The sequence below is a fragment of the Pseudomonas sp. LAM2023 genome, assembly GCF_016620375.1.
GTDB lineage: Bacteria > Pseudomonadota > Gammaproteobacteria > Pseudomonadales > Pseudomonadaceae > Aquipseudomonas > Aquipseudomonas anuradhapurensis.
The window spans coordinates 332,105-352,618 of sequence record NZ_JAENHV010000036.1; the positions used below are offsets into that span (position 1 = coordinate 332,105).

Sequence of the window (20,514 nt, forward strand, 5' to 3'; positions counted from 1 at the left end):
GCTGCTCGTCACAGAAATGACCTTGCCGCTTGCGGCAATTACCACGTGGTCGGCAGCCCCTTGGTCGGAGCGCAGTTGCTGGGCATCAGGGAGAGCTTCGATGAGTCAGCAAACCGGGCCGGTACCTGCCGGCTTCAGTGAGCAACAGTTGCACACCTTGTTCGATCTGGTCAGCGACGGTATCTGGGACTGGGATGCCAACACCGGCTACGTCTATCGCAACCCGGGCTGGTACGCCATGCTCGGCTACCCCAGCCATTCCCTGTCCAATTCGGTACTCACCTGGGAAAGCGTGATTCACCCGGAGGATTATTCACGGGTAATGGCGCATTTCGAGGCGTACATCAACCAGCGCAACGAGCGTTACCTGGTTGAGTACCGCTGCCGCTGCCACGATGGCAGCTACCTGTGGATCGAAGACAGCGGCTACATCATTGCCCGTAACGAAGACGGCTCGGTGGCGCGCATGCTCGGCGCCCACCGCAATATCGATGCCGGCAAGCGCCTGGTGGCGCAGCTGGAGCAAAGGAACCTGTCGCTGGAAAGCCAGGTGGCCGAGCGTACCCGTGAGCTGTCCTGGGTGAACCAGCAGTTGCAGCGCCAACTGGAGGAGAACCGCGAGCTGGCAGAGCGCGATGCGTTGACCCGCGTTGCCAACCGCTACCGGCTGGAGAAGACCCTGCGACTGGAATGCGAGCGGGCGCAGCGCTTTCGCCAACCATTGGCCCTGATAGCCATGGACCTGGACGATTTCAAGCCAATCAATGACCGCTACGGTCATGCCCAGGGTGATGCCGCGCTGGTGCGGGTGGCCGACAGCCTGCGCAGTTGCCTGCGTGAGCGCGACCTGCTGGCACGCTGGGGTGGCGACGAGTTCGTCATCGTGCTGCCACAGACTGCATTGGCGCAGGGCCTGGAGCTGGCCGCACGGTTACGCCATGTGGTGGCCCAGGTGGAGCCGGTGGGCGATTGCCGGCTGACCATCAGCTATGGCGTGGTGCAGTGGCAGCTGGGAGAAGATCAGCATGCACTGCTGGCGCGTGCCGACCAGGCGCTGTACCGGGCCAAGGATGCCGGCAAGAATGCCATAGCCGAGTAACCGGCTTTGCCAGAACCGGCCCTGTCGCCAGCGTGCCGGCGACAGGGCCGGTTCTGGCACGAAAAAAGACCCGCGGCGCCTCGGGGCGCAGCGGGCCAAGTCGGCCTCGGCCGCTTCAGTGTCAGATGTGCAGGGCGTGGCCCAGGGCGCGCAATGCCGCTTCCTGTACCGCTTCCCCCAGCGTCGGGTGGGCATGGATGGTACCGGCCACATCTTCCAGGCAGGCGCCCATCTCCAGCGACTGGGCAAACGCCGTCGACAGCTCGGATACCGCCACGCCAACGGCCTGCCAACCGAGGATCAGGTGGTTGTCACGGCGCGCGACAACCCGCACGAAACCGCTCTTCGATTCCAGGCTCATGGCCCGGCCGTTGGCGGCGAACGGGAACTGCGCGACGATGCAGTCCAACCCTTGCTGGCTGGCCTGTTCCGGGGTCTTGCCGACCACCACCACTTCCGGGTCGGTGAAGCACACCGCGGCAATCGCGCTGGGCTCGAAGCGGCGGGCCTTGCCGGCGATGATCTCGGCGACCATCTCGCCCTGGGCCATGGCCCGGTGCGCCAGCATCGGCTCGCCAGCCACGTCGCCGATGGCCCATACGTTGCGCATGCTGGTCTGGCAGCGTTCGTCGATGGCGATGGCTGCGCCGTTCATCTTCAGGTCCAGGCATTCCAGGTTGAAGCCTTGCGTGCGCGGTCGGCGGCCGACGGCCACCAGCACCTGGTCGGCTTCCAGGCGCAGCTGCCCGCCCTGGCCATCCCGGGCCAGCAGGCAGCCGCCTTCGTAGCCTTCGACGCTATGGCCCAGGTGCAGGGCGATGCCCAGCTTCTTCAGCGACTCGGCAACCGGCGCCGTCAACTCACTGTCGTAGGTCGGCAGGATGCGCTCGCGCGCTTCCACCACGCTGACCCGCACGCCCAGTTTGCGGTAGGCAATGCCCAATTCCAGGCCGATATAGCCACCGCCCACCACCACCAGGTGCTGCGGCAGGGTTTTCGGCGCCAGGGCTTCGGTCGAGGAAATGATCGGCCCGCCCAGCGGCAGCATCGGCAGTTCGACACTGCTGGAGCCGGTGGCCAGCAACAGGTGCTCGCACTGGATACGTTGGCCATCGACCTCGACCTGCTTGCCGTCGAGGACCTTTGCCCAGCCATGAATCACCTTGACCCCATGCTTTTTCAGCAAGGCGGCCACGCCGGTGGTCAGGCGGTCGACGATGCCGTCCTTCCAGGCCACGCTCTGGCCGATGTCCAGGCGCGGCGAGGCAACGCTGATGCCTAGCGGCGATGGTTCGGTAAAGCGTGAAGTCTGGTGGAACTGTTCGGCCACATGGATCAACGCCTTGGACGGGATGCAGCCGATGTTCAGGCAGGTACCGCCCAGCGCCTGGCCTTCCACCAGCACGGTGGGGATGCCCAGTTGCCCGGCGCGGATGGCCGCCACGTAGCCGCCAGGGCCGCCGCCGATGATCAACAGGGTAGTCTGGATAGTCTGTTGCATGCTCACTCCACGAACAGGCAGGCGGGTTGTTCGAGCAGGCCGCGCACGGCCTGGATGAACAGCGCGGCGTCCATGCCATCGACCACGCGGTGGTCGAACGAGCTGGACAGGTTCATCATCTTGCGCACGACGATCTGGCCGTCGATCACCACCGGTCGCTCGACCATGCGGTTGACGCCGACGATCGCCACTTCCGGGGTGTTGACCACCGGCGTGCTGACGATACCGCCGAGGGCGCCCAGGCTGGTCAGGGTGATGGTCGAGCCCGACAGTTCCTCGCGGCTGGCCTTGTTGTTGCGCGCAGCGTTGGCCAGGCGCGAAATTTCGCTGGCATTGGCCCACAGGCTGCCTGCTTCGGCATGGCGCAGCACCGGTACCATCAGGCCATTGTCGCCCTGGGTGGCAATGCCCACATGCACCGCGCCATGGCGGGTGATGACCTGGGCTTCGTCGTCATAAGTGGCGTTGATCTGCGGGAAGTCGCGCAGCGCCACGACCAGCGCACGAACCAGGAACGGCAGCAGGGTCAGCTTGCCACGGCTGTCGCCGTGCTTGCTGTTGAGTTGCTGGCGCAGGGCTTCCAGGGCAGTGACGTCGATCTCTTCCACATAGCTGAAGTGCGCGACGCGGCGCTTGGCGTCCTGCATGCGCTGGGCGATCTTGCGGCGCAGGCCGATCACCGCCACCTGCTCGCTGTCGGTGCGCTTGGCGTAGCCATTCGGCGCTTGTCCGGCAGCGCTCTGCGGCTTGCTCATGAAGGCGTCGAGGTCTTCGTGCAGGATGCGCCCGGCCGGGCCGCTGCCATGCACGTAACGCAGTTCGATACCGGCATCCAGGGCGCGCTTGCGCACTGCTGGCGAAGCCAGCGGCTTGTCGCCTGGCTGGCGCGGCACGATCGGGGCTGCCTCGTGGTGGGCGGGCGCCTGGTACGCTGCTGGTGCTGCTTGCTGCTGGGGTTCCGGTTTGCTGACCACTGGGGCGGCGGGTGCCTCGAGCGGTTTCGCCTGCGGCACATCCACATGGTTGCCGCTGCCTTCCACCTCGATGCGGATCAGCTCGCTGCCGACCGCCATCACTTCGCCCGGCTGGCCGCCCAGGGCCAGCACCTTGCCGCTGACCGGCGAGGGGATTTCCACGGTGGCCTTGTCGGTCATGACGTCGGCCACGACCTGGTCCTCGGCGATCATGTCACCGACTTTGACGAACCATTCCACCAACTCGACCTGCGCGATGCCTTCGCCAATGTCCGGCATCTTGATGACGTGCGTGCCCATTCAGACCTCCATGACCTTTTTCAATGCCGCACCTACCCGCGATGGCCCTGGGAAGTAAGCCCATTCCTGCGCGTGAGGGTAGGGGGTGTCCCAGCCGGTGACGCGCTCGATCGGCGCCTCCAGGTGGTGGAAGCAGTGTTCCTGCACCAGCGACACCAGTTCGGCGCCGAAGCCGCAGGTGCGGGTGGCCTCGTGCACCACCACGCAGCGGCCGGTCTTCTTCACCGACTCGACGATGGTGTCGAGGTCCAGCGGCCACAGGCTGCGCAGGTCGATCACTTCGGCATCGACGCCGGTTTCTTCGGCGGCCACCTGGGCCACGTACACCGTGGTGCCGTAGGTCAGCACGGTCACGTCGTTGCCGGGGCGGGTAATGGCGGCCTTGTCCAGCGGTACGGTGTAGTAGCCATCGGGCACGGCGCTTTGCGGGTGTTTCGACCAGGGGGTGACAGGGCGGTCGTGGTGGCCGTCGAACGGGCCGTTGTACAGGCGCTTGGGCTCGAGGAAGATCACCGGGTCGTCGCATTCGATCGAGGCGATCAGCAGGCCTTTGGCGTCATAGGGGTTGGACGGCATCACGGTGCGCAGGCCGCACACCTGGGTGAACATCGCTTCAGGGCTCTGGCTGTGGGTCTGGCCACCATAGATACCGCCACCGCAGGGCATGCGCAGGGTCAGCGGGGCGATGAACTCGCCGGCCGAACGGTAACGCAGGCGCGCCATTTCCGAGACGATCTGGTCGGAGGCCGGGTAGAAATAGTCGGCGAACTGGATTTCCACCACCGGGCGCAGACCGTAGGCACCCATGCCCACGGCGGTGCCGACGATGCCGCTTTCGGAGATCGGCGCGTCGAACACGCGGGACTTGCCGTACTTGTTCTGCAGGCCTTCGGTGCAGCGGAACACCCCGCCGAAGTAACCGACGTCCTGGCCGTAGATCACCACATTGTCGTCGCGCTCGAGCATGACATCCATGGCCGAGCGCAGGGCCTGGATCATGGTCATGGTAGTGGTGGCCATGGCGGTTTCCGGTTTGATGCTGTTGTTATGGTCGTTCATCTCAAACCCCCAGTTCCTGGCGCTGACGGCGCAGGTGATCGGGCATTTCCTTGTACACGTCCTCGAACATCGAGGCGGCACTGGGGATGTGCCCGTTGGCCAGGGTGCCGTACTGCTCGGCTTCCTTCTGCGCGGCGATGACCGCGGTTTCGAGTTCGGCAGTAGTGGCCTGGTGTTCTTCCTCGGACCAGTGGCCGATCTTGATCAGGTGCTGCTTCAGGCGAGCGATAGGGTCACCCAGCGGGAAGTGGCTCCAGTCGTCGGCAGGGCGGTACTTGGACGGGTCGTCCGAGGTCGAGTGCGGGCCGGCACGGTAGGTGACCCACTCGATCAGGCTCGGGCCGAGGCCACGGCGGGCGCGCTCGGCGGCCCAGCGCGAGGCGGCGTACACGGCGACGAAGTCGTTGCCGTCTACCCGCAGCGAGGCGATACCGCAACCCACGCCACGGCCGGCGAAGGTGGTCGACTCGCCACCGGCGATGGCCTGGAAGGTGGAAATCGCCCACTGGTTGTTGACCACGTTGAGGATCACCGGGGCGCGGTACACGTGGGCGAAGGTGAGTGCGGTGTGGAAGTCCGACTCGGCGGTGGCACCGTCGCCGATCCATGCCGAGGCGATCTTGGTGTCACCCTTGATGGCCGAGGCCATGGCCCAGCCGACCGCCTGCACGAACTGGGTCGCCAGGTTGCCGCTGATGGTGAAGAAGCCGGCATCGCGCACCGAGTACATGATCGGCAGCTGACGGCCCTTGAGCGGGTCGCGCTCGTTGGACAGCAGTTGGCAGATCATGTCGACCAGCGATACGTCGCGGGCCATCAGGATGCTCTGCTGGCGGTAGGTCGGGAAGCACATGTCGCTGCGGTTCAGCGCCAGGGCCTGGGCGCTGCCGATGGCTTCTTCACCCAGGCTCTGCATGTAGAAGGACATTTTCTTCTGGCGCTGGGCAACCACCATGCGGCTGTCGAAGATCCGCGTCTTGAGCATGGCGCGCATGCCTTGGCGAAGGACTTGCGGGTCGATGTCTTCAGCCCATGGGCCTTGCGCGTTGCCTTGCTCATCGAGCACGCGGATCAGGCTGTAGGAAAGATCGGCAGTGTCGGCAGCGTCGACATCGACAGGCGGTTTACGGACTTGGCCTGCATCGTTCAGGCGCAGGTAGGAAAAATCGGTCTGGCAGCCTGGCCGGCCGGTAGGCTCGGGCACATGCAAACGCAGGGGGGCGTACTCGTTCATGCTTTTTACGCTCGCTCGGGTATTTGTTTTTGTGAGCTTTGAAGCGGCCGCCGCTGAGTACCGGCTTGTGACTGGTAAGTCAGCGTCCCCTACATCTTAGTGGGCCGGCAGGAGAATTTTTCTCTCAAGTTGATTGCCTTTGCCGAGCGGGGCAGATAAACATTCCGCATAAACACAAAAAACCGGTGATTTTGTCTCATGCGCAAACTCGATCGTACCGATATCGGCATTCTCAACAGCCTGCAGGAAAATGCCCGCATCACCAACGCCGAACTGGCGCGCTCGGTGAACCTGTCGCCGACGCCCTGTTTCAACCGGGTGCGGGCCATGGAAGAACTGGGGGTGATACGCCAGCAGGTGACCTTGCTGTCGCCCGAGGTGCTGGGGCTGGACGTCAACGTGTTCATCCATGTGAGCCTGGAAAAGCAGGTAGAGCAGGCGCTGCACCGCTTCGAGGAAGAAATTGCCGAACGGCCCGAGGTGATGGAGTGCTACCTGATGACCGGCGACCCCGATTACCTGCTGCGGGTGCTGTTGCCGAGCATCCAGGCGCTGGAGCGGTTTCTCGATTACCTGACGCGGTTGCCGGGGGTGGCGAACATCCGCTCCAGCTTCGCCTTGAAACAGGTTCGCTACAAGACAGCTCTGCCATTGCCCGCCAATGGTCTGACGCTGCGCGAGTAGCAAGGGGGCGTTGATGTTTGCTGAGCGGCAAGCGAGTGCGATGCCGCCAGCAACCATCAGGTTCAGGGCCGGTGCGCGTGTCAGCCCAGCTGAATGTTGCGCAGCCGGAACTCCAGCACCTCGCCCGGCAGCTCGCTGGCGTTGAGGAAATGGCCCCGGTTGAGGGCGACGTTATCAGCCGGTGGCCGGGTGTGCGCTACCCGATGTCCGTATTGGTCGCGCAGGTAAAAAGCAGTGCTTTCGGCGCTCTGCAGCTCGCCATCCCAAGGCGACAGCGTTTCTATCTTCCAGTATTGCGTGGCACTGAATAGGTTCACCGGGTTCACGCTGTCTATGACCCTTCCGAGCACATGGGTTCCATAGAGCCCCAGCCATCCATCGCTGTTGCGTTCGAGTCGCGCGCCTGTGTAATCCCAGTGTTCGGCGCTGTTGATGTAGTAGAGCGTACGATTTGCGTCATGCTTGATGAACGCAAAATGGAAACGCACCGGTTTGAACTCGTTTCGTCCATCACGGGTACGCGCAGCCTCGGTGCTCAACCAACCGTCCTCGTCGGCACTGGTGAACGGGTGCGTGGAAAACGAAGTGTCCGCGATAACGACCTGGCCATGGCGGCAATGCAGTTCGGCAGTGAAATTGGCGTGAATCATGAGAGCTCCAGCTCGAAGGAATGAGCTGTCACCCTAAGCTAGCGATCGCTGGGAAAGCGTCTGGAAGCGCTTGCTGAAGGCCTGGTTGTTTCCGCCAGCCCTGGCTGGGCAACTGCATGTGCGGTGGCGGTCCGCCGGGGGGGACAAGCAATGTGCTTGATATTTTAAACACCCACAGCCTATGTTGGTGCCAGCCTGTTACAACAAGGACAAACGTCATGAGTACCACCGCCCACCACTCGGCTGCCGAACGCCTTCAAGGCATCGAGCAGATCGAATGCGTCACCCCCGACCTCAATGGCGTTCCGCGCGGCAAGGTGATGACCGCCGAGGGCTTTCTCGAAGGCCGTCGCCTGCAGATGGCCCGGGGGGTACTGTTGCAATGCATCATGGGGGGCTACCCGCCGGCCAGGTACTATGGCAGTGACGATGGCGACCTGGTGCTGGTAGCCGACCCCAGCCAGGTCCACCGCCTGCCGTGGAGCGACGATGGCCGCGCCCTGGCCATATGCGATGCCAACGAACTGGACGGTCGGCCTTCGCCATTGTCCACCCGCGGCCAGCTCAAGGCAGTGCTCGCCCGCTACGCAGCGCTGGGCCTGGCACCGGTAGTGGCGACCGAGCTCGAATTCTTCGTCTTCGCGCCCAACCCCGATCCGCAGCAGCCGTTCCAGCCGCCGGTCGGCAGCGATGGCCGCCGCGAACTCGGCCATTCGGCATTCAGTGTCAGTTCCAACAACGGCCTGCGCCCATTCTTCAAGGAGGTAGACCAGTGCATGGTCGCGCTGGGCCTGCCGCGTGACACCTTCATGCATGAAATGGGCGTCAGCCAGTTCGAGATCAACCTGCTGCACGGCGACCCGCTGCTGCTGGCCGACCAGACCATGCTGTTCAAGCACCTGCTCAAGGAGGTGGCGCTCAAGCACGGCCTGACCGTGGTGTGCATGGCCAAGCCGCTGGCGCGCACGCCGGGCAGTTCCATGCATATTCACCAGAGCCTGGTGGAAGTGGCCAGCGGGCGTAACGTGTTCAGCGATGAGCAAGGCCAGCCCAGCGCAACCTTCTACCACTTCATCGGCGGCCAGCAGGCCTGCCTGGCCGACTTCACTGCGCTGTTTGCACCCAACGTCAATTCGTACCAGCGCCTGTGCCACCCCTATGCCTCACCGAACAATGCCTGCTGGTCCGAAGACAACCGCGCCGCAGGCCTGCGCATCCCGGCCAGTGCGCCGCTGGCGCGGCGGGTGGAAAACCGCCTGCCCGGCGCCGACGCCAACCCGTACCTGGCCATTGCCGCGAGCCTGGCCGCCGGGCTGCACGGCATCCAGCAGTGCCTGCAGCCGTCGCCAGCGATCCAGGGCGAGTTCGCCGTGCCGGAGCACCTGGCCCTGCCGTGCACCTTGCATGCCGCGCTGGAGCGGCTCAAGCGCAGCGCGTTGGCACGGGAACTGTTCGGCAGCGAGTTCATCGAAGGCTACATTGCCAGCAAGACCCTCGAGCTGACCGATTTCCTCGATGAGATCACGCCCTGGGAGCGCCGAGTGCTGGCGGCACAGGCCTGATCGCGACACAACCGACACTGGACACGCCCCGTAGCGGCAAAATCGCTATCGGGGCCTGCGCCAGGCAGTTTTTGCCCTTATGCTTCTTGCACCCAATCGTCACCTGACCAGGGAGCTTTACGGTACGTATGCGAAATATATGGAAGCCGTTTCAGTCGTTGTATTTCGCCGCGCTGATGATGTTGATCGGCTCGGGCCTGCTCAGTACCTACCTGGCCCTGCGCCTGGCGGCTGACCACGTCGACAGCCTGTGGGTAGGTGCGTTGATGGCGGCCAACTACTTTGGCCTGGCGGTCGGCGGCAAGGTCGGCCACCGCCTGATTGGCCGGGTCGGGCACATCCGTGCCTATGCCACCTGCGCCGGTATCGTCGGCGCGGCAGTGCTCGGCCACGGCCTGACCAATTGGTTGCCGGCCTGGGTCGGGCTGCGGATGATCGTCGGCTTGGGGATGATGTGCCAGTACATGGTCATCGAAAGCTGGCTCAACGAGCAGGCCGATGTGAAGCATCGCGGCGCAGTGTTCAGCGGCTACATGATCGCCTCTTACCTGGGCCTGGTGCTCGGCCAGCTGATCCTGGTGGTGCACCCGCAACTGGGCCCCGAATTGCTGATGCTGGTGGCCATGTGCTTTGCCCTGTGCCTGGTACCGGTGGCGATGACCCGGCGGATCCACCCGGCGCCCTTGCGCCCGGCGCCGATGGAGCCGAAGTTCTTCCTCAAGCGGGTGCCGCAGTCGCTCAGCACGGTGCTGGGCTCGGGCCTGATCGTCGGCTCGTTCTATGGCCTGGCGCCGTTGTATGCCTCCAGCCAGGGGCTGAGCACCGAGCAGATCGGCCTGTTCATGGGTAGCTGCATTTTCGCCGGCCTGCTGGTGCAGTGGCCGCTGGGCTGGTTGTCCGACCGCTACGACCGGGCGGTGCTGATCCGTAGCGTGGCGGTGGGCCTGGCGCTGGCTTCGGCACCGCTGGCGGTACTGCCCAGCGTGCCGCTGGAATTGCTGTTTGGCGTGGGCTTCCTGATCTCGTTGCTGCAGTTCTGCCTGTACCCGCTGGCGGTGGCGTTTTCCAACGACCATGTGGAGAGCGAGCGGCGGGTGTCGTTGACCGCGATGCTGCTGGTGACCTATGGCGTGGGGGCGTGCATCGGGCCGCTGGCGGCGGGGGTGCTGATGAAGCTGCTGGGGGCGCAGATGCTGTATGCCTTCTTCGTGTTCTTCGCGCTGGTGCTGGTATGGCGCATCCGGCCGAAAGCGGTCACCGGGTTGCACCAGGTACAGGATGCGCCGTTGGGCCACGTGGCGATGCCGGCGGCCGGTTCGCCGTTGTCGGCGGCACTCGACCCACGGGTGGATGAGCAGACCGTGCAGGACGTGATGCAGGCACCGGTGGCCGCGGAGGACACCGAGGCGGAAGAGAATGGGACCGGGCAACCGGCGGCTGAGCCGCAAGAGGTCAGCAAGTCGGTGTAAGCCAGTGCTGGCCTCTTCGCGGGCATGCCCGCTCCCACAAGGACCGCATCAAGCCTGAGGGCTGCGCCGTCCCGGTGGGAGCGGGCGCGCCCGCGAAGAGGCCGGCGCTGTAAGAACACAAATGAAAACGCCACCTCGAAAGGTGGCGTTGTTGTCTTGCAGCCGACGATCAATAGTCGTCCTTGTCGAACCGCCGCGCCTCGCGTTGCAACTGGTACACGAAGCTCTCGATCTTGCGCTGGGCCTGCCCGCTGAGGTTATGGAAGCGTATGCCGGCGAACGTGGTATTGATCCGCTCTTCATAATGCAGGTGGCGCAGTTCGACCATGGTATCCACCAGGCCCAGCGGGTTGCCCGCCTTGAAACGCTCGTACACCTGGCCCAGTTGCAGGCGCTCCTCGACATTGCCGTCGAAGCGCAGCTTGCAGCCGGTGGCAGAGATATCCAGCAGCTTGCCGCGCAGCGCGCCATTGCCCTTGAGGTGGGTACCATCGAGGATGATGTCGACCAACTGCGACAGCTTCAGCGCGGCGCGGAATGCGTTGCGGCGCTGGTGGTAGGTCATTTCCAGGGGCATGGCGCCGCGGTAGCAGCGGTGGCCATCGACTTCGCTGATCCGCAGGGCGTGGGTGCACTCCCAGGCAATGCGCACGCCATCGTGAAAACCTTCGACGCGGAAGTGTTCGCCGTTCTCGATGTACTTCTCGCCGTCGCGGGGAATCATCTCGTCCAGCGCCAGGGTGTTGCTGTCACGGTCCACGTGCACCACGTAGCTCTGGAAACGCTGGCTACGGTCGTGGAAGGTGATGATCAGGGGGTCATGGCTTTCCTGCAACTGCCGCAAGTTGGCCGCAATCTCCAAAGGGGTGTTCAGCACCTTTGGCGGCTGCGGGGCATCGGATTCATTGAACACGGCTTTATCGTTCTCCAGGCAAAAGCGACACACGCAATTAACGGCATTTTGCCAGTATGTTCCGTGCCTTGATAGAAAAAATCAAACCTGGCTGAGCGCCCGTGGCTTGACCAGCGGCGAGGTACTGCCGCGGCTGTCGTAGAGCGACGGAGAGTCGCCGCCCATGAGGATGCGGATCTGGTTGTTGGTGGCGTTCTGCTGCACCTGGATGATCCGCCCATTGGTCTCGTTGAGCTGCTGGCAGGCTTGCATCAACTGGCTGATCACGTCGAGTTGCTGCAGCAGCAGTGCACCGTTCGGCGATTGCGCTGCCAGCGCTTCCACCCCGGCGCGGTTGGCGCTCAGGCCCAGGCTGGTGAGCAGGTTGTTGCGCCGCGTGCCTTGCTGCTCCAGCAACACGATCAAGGACTGCTTGCGGGCGAGGATGGTCTCCAGCAACGCCATGTCGCGCCCATGCAGTGCCACGGCCTCCTTCTGCAAGAGGTCGAGCAGTTCCTGCATCGGGGCGATGTCATCTTCGATCAGTTGCAGCAAGGTGGTGTCGTGCATGGCTAACTCTTGGCTTTTCTAGCGTCCGTGAAGTCAGCGCGCCGAACGGTCAGCGCTGGGCTTCGAAATCGAGCAGTTTACTGGCGACCCGGCCGGCATCGACCTGGTAGCTGCCGTCGGCGATCGCCTGCTTCAACTGGGCCACACGGGCACTGTTGACCACCGGCTCGTCGCGCAGCTTGTCGCTGATCTTCTGCAACTGCTGTGCCTCCTGGCTGAGGTGTACCGCTTCTCCGCTGGCGCTGGTGGTGGCTTCCTGGCTGGCTGCCGCTTTGTCGGCGCTGCCGGATGCGCTGGTGCCGCGCACGCCGCCCGTGACGGACGGAGAATTATTTACACGACTGAAGTCGATGACCATGATCAGAAACCCCTGGGTATTTGGACGCTTGCCTTGTTTTCGGCCAACCCGAAAGAAACTTTAGGCACAAATGCGTAGCCGCCTGTCGGCAAGCTTGCGAACCCGTTTTCTGACACAGTTTAGGAGCAGCGGTTCCTCACCGCCAGCGCAATGTCGGCTGGCTACATACTGACCTCGACCTGGCCTGGGCCGGTGACCCTGGCCTTGACTACCCGTTTGGAATTGAGGTTGCGCACCCGGATCTGTTCGCTCAGGCCGCCCTTGCTCAGCGCTTCGCCGGGCATGCGTACGCTCAGGCTGCCGCTGCGCGCGATGATCACCACGTGGTCGCCCTTGCGCACCACCTCGGCCTGTTCCAGGTGTTGTGGGGTGAGCACTTGGTCGATCACCGTCGGGCGCAGCATCTTCATGCCGACCGCCTGGTCCAGTTCGGTCAGGAAGCCTTGCCCCAGCGTGCCGACATCGCGTTCACGCAGGGCCACGTCGCCTTCGCCTACCACGTTGTCGCGCTTGAGCGGGCGGGTCATCACCACCACCTCGCGGAACAGCCGCACGGTGGCCGGTACGAACACGGTCCACGGCGCTGCACTGTCGCAACGCACCTTCACCGTAACGCGGCCCAGCGGTTGCGCCGGGCTTTCCAGCGAGGCGTCCAGCTGCTGGCTGCACAGCGGCATGCGCAGGCGCGGGTCCAGCGGGTTGACCTGGATTTCGTAGCGGCCGGCAGTCTGGGTGGTGGCCAGGTAATCTTCGACGCTGAATTCAAGAAACCCTTGGGTGACACCGATAAGCTGTTCAGGCAAGGTAAACGCGTCCGCCAGCGTGCGAACGCCGGGCACCAGCAGGCAGAGCATGGCCAGCGAGCCAGTCAGCAGGCGCGTCAATCGTCGGGAAAATGTCGTTTTCGTGTACATGACGCTCAAAAAAGCAAAGCCCGTGCCGACTCGCTATCTGAGTGGCAACAAAAGGCTTAAATGTAGAGGAGTCTGGCATGGCAGGTGTTATGGATTCGGTCAACCAGCGCACCCAGCTGGTAGGGCAGAACCGCCTGGAACTGCTGCTGTTCCGCCTCAATGGCGAGCAGCTTTACGGCATCAACGTGTTCAAGGTCAGGGAAGTGCTGCAATGCCCGGCGCTGACCCTGCTGCCCAAGGCGCACCCGGTGGTGCGCGGCGTTGCCAACATTCGTGGGGCAACCATCCCGATCCTCGACCTGTCGATGGCCACCGGGCTGCGGCCGCTGCAGGAAGACACGCGCAACAGCTTCGTGATCATTACCGAGTACAACACCAAGACCCAGGGCTTCCTGGTGCACTCGGTGGAACGCATCGTCAACATGAACTGGGAAGAAATCCATCCGCCACCCAAGGGCACCGGCCGCGATCACTACCTGACCGCCGTCACCCGGGTGGACAACCGCATGGTCGAGATCATCGACGTGGAAAAGGTGCTGGCCGAAGTGGCACCGTCGTCCGAGTCGGTGTCGGCCGGGGTGGTCGATGCCGAGGTGCAGGACAAGGCCGTGCTGTTGCGGGTGCTTACCGTCGACGATTCATCGGTGGCGCGCAAGCAGGTCAGCCGTTGCCTGCAGACCGTGGGGGTCGAGGTGGTGGCGCTCAATGACGGTCGCCAGGCCTTGAACTATCTGCGTCAGCTGGTGGACGAAGGCAAGAAGCCGGAAGAAGAGTTCCTGATGATGATCTCGGACATTGAAATGCCGGAAATGGACGGCTACACGCTGACCGCAGAGATTCGCAGCGATCCGCGCATGCAAAAATTGCATATCTGCCTGCATACTTCGCTTTCCGGGGTGTTCAACCAGGCAATGGTCAAGAAGGTCGGGGCCGATGACTTCCTGGCCAAGTTCAAGCCGGACGACCTGGCCCAGCGGGTGGTCGACCGGATCAAGGCAGCGCATTGAAAGCGCCGGGAGCAACCTCCCGGCACCAGTGATTGAAAAGAGGCGGCAGAAGTGTCTACGGGTAATTTGGATTTCGAACAGTTCCGGGTCTTCCTGGAGAAAGCCTGTGGCATCCTGCTGGGGGAGAATAAGCAGTACCTGGTTTCCAGCCGTCTCAACAAGCTGATGGAACAACAGGGCATCAAGAGCCTGGGCGAGCTGGTACAGCGCATCCAGGCCCAGCCGCGAGGTGGCTTGCGCGAGCAGGTGGTCGATGCCATGACCACCAACGAGACCCTGTGGTTTCGCGATACCTACCCGTTCGAAGTGCTGAAGAACAAGGTGATTCCGGAGTTCATCCGCAACAACCCTGGGCAGCGCCTGCGCATGTGGTCGGCGGCCTGTTCGTCGGGGCAGGAGCCGTATTCCATCTCGATGGCCATCGACGAGTTCGAGCGTGGCAACCTTGGCCAGTTGAAGATGGGCGCGCAGATCGTCGCCACCGACCTGTCCGGCAGCATGCTGACCAACTGCAAGACCGGCGAGTACGACAGCCTGGCGATTGCCCGCGGCCTGTCCCAGGAGCGCCTGCAGCGCTACTTCGACCCCAAGGGGCCGGGGCGCTGGGCGGTCAAGCCGGCAATTCGCAGCCGTGTCGAGTTCCGCTCGTTCAACCTGCTCGACAGCTATGCCAGCCTGGGCAAGTTCGACGTGGTGTTCTGCCGCAACGTGCTGATCTACTTCTCGGCGCAGGTCAAGAAGGACATCCTGCTGCGCATTCACAGTACCCTGAAGCCGGGTGGCTACCTGTTCCTCGGTGCCTCCGAGGCGCTGAACGGGCTGCCGGACCATTACCAGATGGTCCAATGTAGCCCGGGGATCATCTACCAGGCCAAGTAAGCACAAAGGCCGGCAACCAAAGTTGCCGGCCTTTTTGTTTGTCGTGTCGGCGTTTTGCGGGCATGCCCGCGAACAGGCCGAAGCAGGAAGAGCTGACGTCAATTTTTTGTTTTGCCGCTTTTGCCACCCGGCAATTGCCGCTTTCGCCGCATCAGGCGGAAGGTGTTTGCCGCTTTTCTGGCATCACCCTGACAGCACTGTACCCGGCAAGCCCGTAATTCCTGGGTTTGCCTGGGTTGGCACAGGCCTTGCTATACCTTGGCCAACGATATTCCGGTCAACCTTCGAAGGTTTCCCCGACATGAGCATCAGTTTCGACAAGGCGCTTGGCATCCACGAAAAGGCCCTGGGCTTCCGCGCTCAGCGCGCCGAGGTGCTGGCCAACAACATTGCCAACGCCGACACGCCCAACTACAAGGCGCGTGACATGGACTTCGCCTCGGTGCTCGCTGCCGAAAGCGACAAGCAGCAGAGCGGCCGTTTCAGCCTCGAGCGCACCAACAGCCGCCACATCGAGGCCGACGGCCTGGCGATGGCCGACGATACCCTGAAGTACCGCACGCCGCTGCAGCCTTCGATCGACCAGAACACCGTGGACGCGCAGATCGAGCAGTCGAACTACACCGAAAACGCCGTCGGCTTCCAGGCCAGCTTCACCTTGCTCAACAGTAAATTCAAAGGGCTGGTATCGGCCCTGCGGGGAGAATGACCATGTCCCTTTCCAGTGTCTTCAACATTGCCGGTAGCGGCATGAGCGCGCAGAACACGCGCCTGAACACCGTTGCCTCGAACATCGCCAACGCCGAGACCGTGTCTTCGAGCATCGACCAGACCTACCGCGCCCGCCACCCGGTGTTCGCCACGACCTTCCAGGATGCGCAGGCCGGCAGCAGCCAGTCGCTGTTCGAGGACCAGGGCGAAGCCGGGCAGGGCGTGCAGGTAAAAGGCATCGTCGAGGACCAGAGCAACCTGGAGGCCCGCTACGAGCCGAACCACCCGGCGGCGAACAAGGACGGCTATGTCTACTACCCGAACGTCAACGTGGTCGAGGAAATGGCTGACATGATTTCCGCCAGCCGTGCGTTCCAGACCAATGCCGAGCTGATGAACACGGCCAAGAGCATGATGCAGAAAGTCCTGACCCTGGGTCAGTGATAAGGAAACCAGACCATGGCAATCGATACTACCGGCGTGAATCTCAACGAAGTGCTTGCGGCGTCGGGTGTGGGTACCAACACCAAGAAGACCGTGGACACCGCATCCAAGACCGGCACCGACTCGCTCGGCAAGGATGCCTTCCTGCAGTTGCTGGTGACCCAGATGCAGCACCAGAACCCGCTGGACCCGCAGGACAACGGTGAATTCGTTGCCCAGTTGGCGCAGTTCAGCAGCCTCGAAGGCATCACCTCGCTGAACGAATCGGTCAGTGCCATTACCAGTGCCATGGCCTCGTCCCAGGCGCTGCAGGCGTCGTCGCTGGTCGGTCGCTCGGTGGTGGTGCAGAACGACAAGGCTATCGTCGACACCAGCGAAAGCTTCAATGCGCAGTTCGTGGTGCCGCAAGCCATCGGCGAAGCGAAGATCACCATCAAGGACAAGGACGGCAATACCGTCAAGACCATCGAGCTGGGCGAGCAGAAAGCCGGTTACGCCGATTTCATCTGGGACGGTACCAACAATAGCGGCGAGAAGGTCGACCCGGGTACCTACACCTTCACCGCCAGCACCACGGTGGATGGCAAGGCGGTGCAGATGAACACGCTGTTGCCTGCCAAGGTGACCAGCGTCAGCTTCAGCTCCGGCGGTGAAATGGTGTTGAACCTCGCTGGCGTTGGCAAAGTATCCCTCTCCGACGTGCAAACCATCGGTATCTAAGGCCCATTAGTGCGGCAAAAGGAGCGAATTCATGTCTTTCAATATCGGCCTTAGCGGTCTGTACGCAGCAAACAAGCAACTGGATGTCACCGGCAACAACATCGCCAACGTCAACACCACCGGCTTCAAGTCGTCGCGTGCCGAGTTCGCCGATGTCTACGCCGGCGCCAACCGCCTCGGCGTGGGCAAGAACCAGGTGGGTAACGGCGTGCGTCTGGCTGCCGTGTCCCAGCAGTTCACCCAGGGTGACGTCAACAACACCGGCAACGTGCTGGACATGGGCATCCAGGGCCAGGGCTTCTTCGTGCTGTCCGACAACGGCTCGCGCGTCTACACCCGTGCCGGTGCGTTCCAGGCCAGCAAGGACAACTTCGTGGTGACCTCGGATGGCCTGCGCCTGCAGGGGTATGCCGCAGACTCGAATGGCAAGATCCAGAAGGGCGTGCTGAGCGACCTGCAGATCGATACCTCGGCGCTGCAGCCAAAGGCCACGTCGCTGATCGACCAGGGCATCAACCTGAACTCTTCGGCCGCCGATATCCCCCTGGAAGTCGACGATGGTACTGGCGCGATGGTGCCGAACCTGCCGTTCGACCCGGCTGACCAGAAGACCTACACCAAGTCCTTCCCGACCAAGGTGTACGACAGCCAGGGCAACGAGCACACCATGGAGCAGTTCTACCGCAAGACCGGCACCAATGAGTGGACCATGTACACCCTGGTGGATGGGCGCAACCCGTTCGACCCATCCTCCACCACGCCGCTGACCGGCACCATCAGCTTCAACAGCGATGGCTCGGTCAAGAGCATGACGGCCGACAACACCGGCCACCCGGCGGGCTCGTCGTTCACCGTGACCAACAACACCTTCACCATGACCGGTTGGGTGCCTGCGGTGGAAGACTCGGCGGGTAACTGGATCGCCAACGGCGCCGCAGGCAATGCCGATGGCATGCGCCTGTCGATGAACAGCACCACCTCCTACAACACCGAGACCGCGCGCATGTCGCAGTCCCAGGATGGTTATGCCACCGGTATCCTGTCGAGCCTGAGCATCGACTCCACCGGCGTGCTGTTCGCCAGCTTCAGCAACCAGCAGTCCCGCGCCATCGGCCAGGTTGCTCTGGCCAGCTTCGCCAACGAGCAGGGCCTGCAGCAGATCGGTGGTACCCGCTGGACCGAGACCTACACGTCCGGCATTCCGGGTATCGATGCGCCGAAGACCGGTACCCTGGGCAGCGTCGAGTCCAACTCGCTGGAAGCTTCCAACGTCAACCTGACCCAGGAGCTGGTCGAGCTGATCAAGGCGCAGAGCAATTACCAGGCGAACGCCAAGACCATCTCCACCGAAAGCACCATCATGCAGACCATCATCCAGATGACCTGATGGTCGCTGGCTGAGCGTGTGCGGGCGAACCCCTTTGTCATGAAGGGGTTCGTCGTTTTTGCAGGGGGCTCCATGAACAAACTGCTTGTCGCGCTGATTGCTGCAGCGTGCCTGTACCAGGCCCAGGCTGGCACCGCGCCGTGGTGGCGCTGGGAAAGCCAGGTGGATGGGCGCCTGGTGTGCTCGCAGTGGCCGCCGGGGGAGGGCTGGAAGAAGTTTGCCGGGCCCTTCACCAATGGCGCCTGCCGCGAGCCTTGACCTGGCCGGCGTGTTCGCCGATTTGCCTGCGAAGACGTTGCTGCAGGCTTGCCGCAATCGGCAAGCCTGCGCCGGATAACCGGCGTCCGCGCTTCGGCAAAACCCCGCAAAAGCCCGTAATCACGGGCTTTTTGCTGATTTCGAAAAGTTGGTTCGGAACTTGCTTTAGAGCCTGCACAGCAGCGGCGAGCGGCAAACGATCGCCAGTGCAGCGGAGGATGACTGTGGACAAGATGCTTTACGTGGCCATGACCGGCGCCAGCCAGAACGCGCTGGCGCAGAAGGCCCACGCCAACAACCTGGCGAACATTTCCACCAATGGTTTCCAGCGTGACCTGGAGCAGGCGCGCTCGATGCCGGTGTTCGGCGACAGCTTTCCGGCGCGTGCCTTTGCCATGACCGAACGCCCGGCCACCGACTTCAGCGAAGGGCCGATGGTTGAAACCGGGCGCGACCTGGACGTGACGGTGACCGGCAAGGGCTTCATTGCCGTGCAGGCACCCGACGGCAGCGAAGCCTATGTGCGTACCGGCAGCCTGAACATCGACGCCCTTGGCGTGCTGCGTGCCGGCAACGGCATGCCGGTGATCGGTAACGGTGGCCCTATTGCCATCCCGCCAGAGCAGAAGGTTGAAGTCGGCGCCGACGGCACCATCAGCATCCGCTCCATGGGCGAAGACCCACGGGTGATGGCCGAGGTCGACCGTATCAAGCTGGTCAACCCGGACAGCAAAGGCCTGACCAAGGGCCTGGACGGGCTGATCCACACCAAGGACGGCCAACCAGCCGCCGCCGACGTCAATGTGCGGGTGGTGTCGGGCTTCCTGGAGGGCAGCAACGTCAACGCCGTGGAGGAAATGACCTCGGTGCTGGCGCTGTCCCGTCAATTCGAACTGCACGTCAAGATGATGAACGCGGCCAAGGAAGGCGACGAAGCCATGGCGCGTGTTTTGCAAATCGGCTAATCACTTTTGAACGGGTGCCGTAAAACAGGCGCACGAGGAGAACTTACATGCTTCCGGCTCTTTGGGTCGCTAAAACCGGCCTGTCCGCCCAGGACACCAACCTGACGGTCATCTCCAACAACCTGGCCAACGTCTCGACCACCGGCTTCAAGCGTGATCGCGCCGAGTTCCAGGACTTGCTGTACCAGATCAAGCGCCAGCCAGGTGCGCAGTCCACCCAGGACAGCGAACTGCCGTCCGGCCTGCAGGTCGGTACCGGTGTGCGCATCGTCGGCACGCAGAAGAACTTCCAGACCGGCAGCCTGCAGACCACGGAGAACCCGCTGGACATGGCGGTCAACGGCCGTGGCTTCTTCCAGGTGCTGCAGCCGGATGGCACGGTTTCGTATACCCGTGACGGTACCTTCCACCTGAACTCCGATGGCCAGATCGTCACCGCCCAGGGTTTTGCCCTGGAACCGGCGATCGTGGTGCCTAATGACGCCCAGACCTTCACCGTCGGCCAGGACGGTACCGTGTCGATCACCACCGCCGGCAACCCGGCGGCGCAGGTGATCGGCAACATCCAGACCGCCGACTTCATCAACCCGGCCGGCCTGCAGGCGATTGGCGACAACCTATTCCTGGAAACCGCCGCCAGTGGTGCACCGCAAGTCGGCACCCCGGGCCTGAACGGTTTTGGTACCACGTTGCAGCAGACCCTGGAGAACTCCAACGTCAGCACCGTGGAAGAACTGGTGAACATGATCACCACCCAGCGTGCCTACGAGATGAACTCCAAGGTCATCTCCACTGCTGACCAGATGCTGTCGTTCGTAACCCAGCAGCTCTAAGCCCTAGTGCAGGTTCTACTCCCGTTACACCGTGAGGTAAGTGT

The 20,514-nt window shown here is 63.1% G+C and carries 22 protein-coding genes; 13 read left to right on the forward strand and 9 right to left on the reverse strand.

The window, feature by feature from the left end:
- The first annotated feature begins 100 nt into the window (after nt 1-100).
- Entirely contained in the window at nt 101-1,099 is a 999-nt protein-coding gene (locus JKP78_RS21270; RefSeq protein WP_200627546.1) for a sensor domain-containing diguanylate cyclase, read from the forward strand.
- Between the two features lie 121 nt (nt 1,100-1,220).
- Here the strand turns inward: JKP78_RS21270 and lpdA are convergent, their stop codons facing one another.
- The 4 genes from lpdA to JKP78_RS21290 are packed head-to-tail and all read right to left on the reverse strand — an operon-like array spanning nt 1,221 to nt 6,167.
- Nucleotides 1,221-2,600, reverse strand: a complete 1,380-nt coding sequence (lpdA, locus tag JKP78_RS21275) for a dihydrolipoyl dehydrogenase (RefSeq protein WP_186688651.1) — start codon at nt 2,598-2,600, stop codon at nt 1,221-1,223.
- Between the two features lie 2 nt (nt 2,601-2,602).
- Complete coding sequence (locus JKP78_RS21280) at nt 2,603-3,874, reverse strand: dihydrolipoamide acetyltransferase family protein (protein WP_186688654.1); 1,272 nt, start codon at nt 3,872-3,874, stop codon at nt 2,603-2,605.
- Complete coding sequence (locus tag JKP78_RS21285) at nt 3,875-4,933, reverse strand: alpha-ketoacid dehydrogenase subunit beta (RefSeq protein ID WP_186679606.1); 1,059 nt, start codon at nt 4,931-4,933, stop codon at nt 3,875-3,877.
- A gap of 1 nt (nt 4,934) precedes the next feature.
- Entirely contained in the window at nt 4,935-6,167 is a 1,233-nt protein-coding gene (locus JKP78_RS21290) for a 3-methyl-2-oxobutanoate dehydrogenase (2-methylpropanoyl-transferring) subunit alpha (RefSeq protein ID WP_186688669.1), read from the reverse strand.
- A 198-nt stretch (nt 6,168-6,365) separates the two neighbouring features.
- On the opposite strand from JKP78_RS21290, the gene bkdR reads away from it, so the two are divergent.
- Nucleotides 6,366-6,851: a Bkd operon transcriptional regulator BkdR gene (gene bkdR, locus JKP78_RS21295; protein WP_186688672.1), complete on the forward strand. Its 486-nt coding sequence runs from the start codon at nt 6,366-6,368 to the stop codon at nt 6,849-6,851.
- Between the two features lie 80 nt (nt 6,852-6,931).
- Here bkdR and JKP78_RS21300 read toward each other — a convergent pair whose 3' ends face one another.
- Nucleotides 6,932-7,501, reverse strand: coding sequence for a hypothetical protein (locus JKP78_RS21300; RefSeq protein WP_186688675.1), 570 nt, complete (start codon nt 7,499-7,501; stop codon nt 6,932-6,934).
- A gap of 320 nt (nt 7,502-7,821) precedes the next feature.
- On the opposite strand from JKP78_RS21300, the gene JKP78_RS21305 reads away from it, so the two are divergent.
- Both JKP78_RS21305 and JKP78_RS21310 read left to right on the forward strand, forming a co-directional pair.
- Nucleotides 7,822-9,063, forward strand: a complete 1,242-nt coding sequence (locus tag JKP78_RS21305) for a glutamine synthetase family protein (protein WP_186688857.1) — start codon at nt 7,822-7,824, stop codon at nt 9,061-9,063.
- A 128-nt stretch (nt 9,064-9,191) separates the two neighbouring features.
- Nucleotides 9,192-10,532, forward strand: coding sequence for an MFS transporter (locus JKP78_RS21310; RefSeq protein WP_200627548.1), 1,341 nt, complete (start codon nt 9,192-9,194; stop codon nt 10,530-10,532).
- Nucleotides 10,533-10,701: 169 nt separating this feature from the next.
- Here JKP78_RS21310 and JKP78_RS21315 read toward each other — a convergent pair whose 3' ends face one another.
- The 4 genes from JKP78_RS21315 to flgA all read right to left on the reverse strand — a co-directional run bounded on the left by JKP78_RS21315 (nt 10,702) and on the right by flgA (nt 13,266).
- Nucleotides 10,702-11,445: a flagellar brake protein gene (locus JKP78_RS21315; RefSeq protein WP_186688700.1), complete on the reverse strand. Its 744-nt coding sequence runs from the start codon at nt 11,443-11,445 to the stop codon at nt 10,702-10,704.
- 81 nt (nt 11,446-11,526) lie between these two features.
- A complete protein-coding gene (locus tag JKP78_RS21320; protein ID WP_186688702.1) occupies nt 11,527-11,994 on the reverse strand; it encodes a flagella synthesis protein FlgN in 468 nt (155 codons plus the stop codon).
- A 49-nt stretch (nt 11,995-12,043) separates the two neighbouring features.
- On the reverse strand, nt 12,044-12,352 hold the full coding sequence (gene flgM, locus JKP78_RS21325) for a flagellar biosynthesis anti-sigma factor FlgM (RefSeq protein ID WP_170031176.1): 309 nt from the start codon (nt 12,350-12,352) through the stop codon (nt 12,044-12,046).
- Nucleotides 12,353-12,513: 161 nt separating this feature from the next.
- Nucleotides 12,514-13,266 (reverse strand): flagellar basal body P-ring formation chaperone FlgA, encoded by a 753-nt coding sequence (flgA, locus tag JKP78_RS21330; RefSeq protein ID WP_186688704.1) that lies wholly within the window; start codon nt 13,264-13,266, stop codon nt 12,514-12,516.
- 77 nt (nt 13,267-13,343) lie between these two features.
- On the opposite strand from flgA, the gene JKP78_RS21335 reads away from it, so the two are divergent.
- The 9 genes from JKP78_RS21335 to flgG all read left to right on the forward strand — a co-directional run bounded on the left by JKP78_RS21335 (nt 13,344) and on the right by flgG (nt 20,470).
- A complete protein-coding gene (locus tag JKP78_RS21335) occupies nt 13,344-14,273 on the forward strand; it encodes a chemotaxis protein CheV (protein ID WP_170031172.1) in 930 nt (309 codons plus the stop codon).
- Nucleotides 14,274-14,324: 51 nt separating this feature from the next.
- Nucleotides 14,325-15,152 carry a protein-glutamate O-methyltransferase CheR gene (gene cheR / locus JKP78_RS21340; protein ID WP_170031170.1) on the forward strand — a complete coding sequence of 276 codons (828 nt, stop codon included), beginning with the start codon at nt 14,325-14,327 and terminating at the stop codon, nt 15,150-15,152.
- Between the two features lie 301 nt (nt 15,153-15,453).
- Nucleotides 15,454-15,861: a flagellar basal body rod protein FlgB gene (flgB, locus tag JKP78_RS21345; RefSeq protein WP_170031168.1), complete on the forward strand. Its 408-nt coding sequence runs from the start codon at nt 15,454-15,456 to the stop codon at nt 15,859-15,861.
- Nucleotides 15,862-15,863: 2 nt separating this feature from the next.
- Complete coding sequence (flgC, locus tag JKP78_RS21350; RefSeq protein ID WP_085623112.1) at nt 15,864-16,307, forward strand: flagellar basal body rod protein FlgC; 444 nt, start codon at nt 15,864-15,866, stop codon at nt 16,305-16,307.
- 15 nt (nt 16,308-16,322) lie between these two features.
- Entirely contained in the window at nt 16,323-17,027 is a 705-nt protein-coding gene (flgD, locus tag JKP78_RS21355) for a flagellar hook assembly protein FlgD (protein ID WP_170031166.1), read from the forward strand.
- Between the two features lie 31 nt (nt 17,028-17,058).
- Complete coding sequence (flgE, locus tag JKP78_RS21360) at nt 17,059-18,414, forward strand: flagellar hook protein FlgE (protein WP_170031164.1); 1,356 nt, start codon at nt 17,059-17,061, stop codon at nt 18,412-18,414.
- 72 nt (nt 18,415-18,486) lie between these two features.
- Nucleotides 18,487-18,672, forward strand: a complete 186-nt coding sequence (locus tag JKP78_RS21365; RefSeq protein WP_170031162.1) for a hypothetical protein — start codon at nt 18,487-18,489, stop codon at nt 18,670-18,672.
- Between the two features lie 224 nt (nt 18,673-18,896).
- Nucleotides 18,897-19,637, forward strand: coding sequence for a flagellar basal body rod protein FlgF (locus tag JKP78_RS21370; RefSeq protein WP_170031160.1), 741 nt, complete (start codon nt 18,897-18,899; stop codon nt 19,635-19,637).
- 47 nt (nt 19,638-19,684) lie between these two features.
- Nucleotides 19,685-20,470 carry a flagellar basal-body rod protein FlgG gene (gene flgG, locus JKP78_RS21375; protein ID WP_170031158.1) on the forward strand — a complete coding sequence of 262 codons (786 nt, stop codon included), beginning with the start codon at nt 19,685-19,687 and terminating at the stop codon, nt 20,468-20,470.
- Nucleotides 20,471-20,514 lie beyond the last annotated feature (44 nt).

Bases quoted from the DNA above. Each gene is read 5' to 3' on its own strand.
- JKP78_RS21270 (WP_200627546.1), top strand. From the start codon at position 101: ATGAGTCAGCAAACCGGGCCGGTACCTGCCGGCTTCAGTGAGCAACAG.
- lpdA (WP_186688651.1), bottom strand. From the start codon at position 2,600: ATGCAACAGACTATCCAGACTACCCTGTTGATCATCGGCGGCGGCCCT.
- JKP78_RS21280 (WP_186688654.1), bottom strand. From the start codon at position 3,874: ATGGGCACGCACGTCATCAAGATGCCGGACATTGGCGAAGGCATCGCG.
- JKP78_RS21285 (WP_186679606.1), bottom strand. From the start codon at position 4,933: ATGAACGACCATAACAACAGCATCAAACCGGAAACCGCCATGGCCACC.
- JKP78_RS21290 (WP_186688669.1), bottom strand. From the start codon at position 6,167: ATGAACGAGTACGCCCCCCTGCGTTTGCATGTGCCCGAGCCTACCGGC.
- bkdR (WP_186688672.1), top strand. From the start codon at position 6,366: ATGCGCAAACTCGATCGTACCGATATCGGCATTCTCAACAGCCTGCAG.
- JKP78_RS21300 (WP_186688675.1), bottom strand. From the start codon at position 7,501: ATGATTCACGCCAATTTCACTGCCGAACTGCATTGCCGCCATGGCCAG.
- JKP78_RS21305 (WP_186688857.1), top strand. From the start codon at position 7,822: ATGACCGCCGAGGGCTTTCTCGAAGGCCGTCGCCTGCAGATGGCCCGG.
- JKP78_RS21310 (WP_200627548.1), top strand. From the start codon at position 9,192: ATGCGAAATATATGGAAGCCGTTTCAGTCGTTGTATTTCGCCGCGCTG.
- JKP78_RS21320 (WP_186688702.1), bottom strand. From the start codon at position 11,994: ATGCACGACACCACCTTGCTGCAACTGATCGAAGATGACATCGCCCCG.
- flgM (WP_170031176.1), bottom strand. From the start codon at position 12,352: ATGGTCATCGACTTCAGTCGTGTAAATAATTCTCCGTCCGTCACGGGC.
- flgA (WP_186688704.1), bottom strand. From the start codon at position 13,266: ATGTACACGAAAACGACATTTTCCCGACGATTGACGCGCCTGCTGACT.
- JKP78_RS21335 (WP_170031172.1), top strand. From the start codon at position 13,344: ATGGCAGGTGTTATGGATTCGGTCAACCAGCGCACCCAGCTGGTAGGG.
- flgB (WP_170031168.1), top strand. From the start codon at position 15,454: ATGAGCATCAGTTTCGACAAGGCGCTTGGCATCCACGAAAAGGCCCTG.
- flgC (WP_085623112.1), top strand. From the start codon at position 15,864: ATGTCCCTTTCCAGTGTCTTCAACATTGCCGGTAGCGGCATGAGCGCG.
- flgD (WP_170031166.1), top strand. From the start codon at position 16,323: ATGGCAATCGATACTACCGGCGTGAATCTCAACGAAGTGCTTGCGGCG.
- flgE (WP_170031164.1), top strand. From the start codon at position 17,059: ATGTCTTTCAATATCGGCCTTAGCGGTCTGTACGCAGCAAACAAGCAA.
- JKP78_RS21365 (WP_170031162.1), top strand. From the start codon at position 18,487: ATGAACAAACTGCTTGTCGCGCTGATTGCTGCAGCGTGCCTGTACCAG.
- flgG (WP_170031158.1), top strand. From the start codon at position 19,685: ATGCTTCCGGCTCTTTGGGTCGCTAAAACCGGCCTGTCCGCCCAGGAC.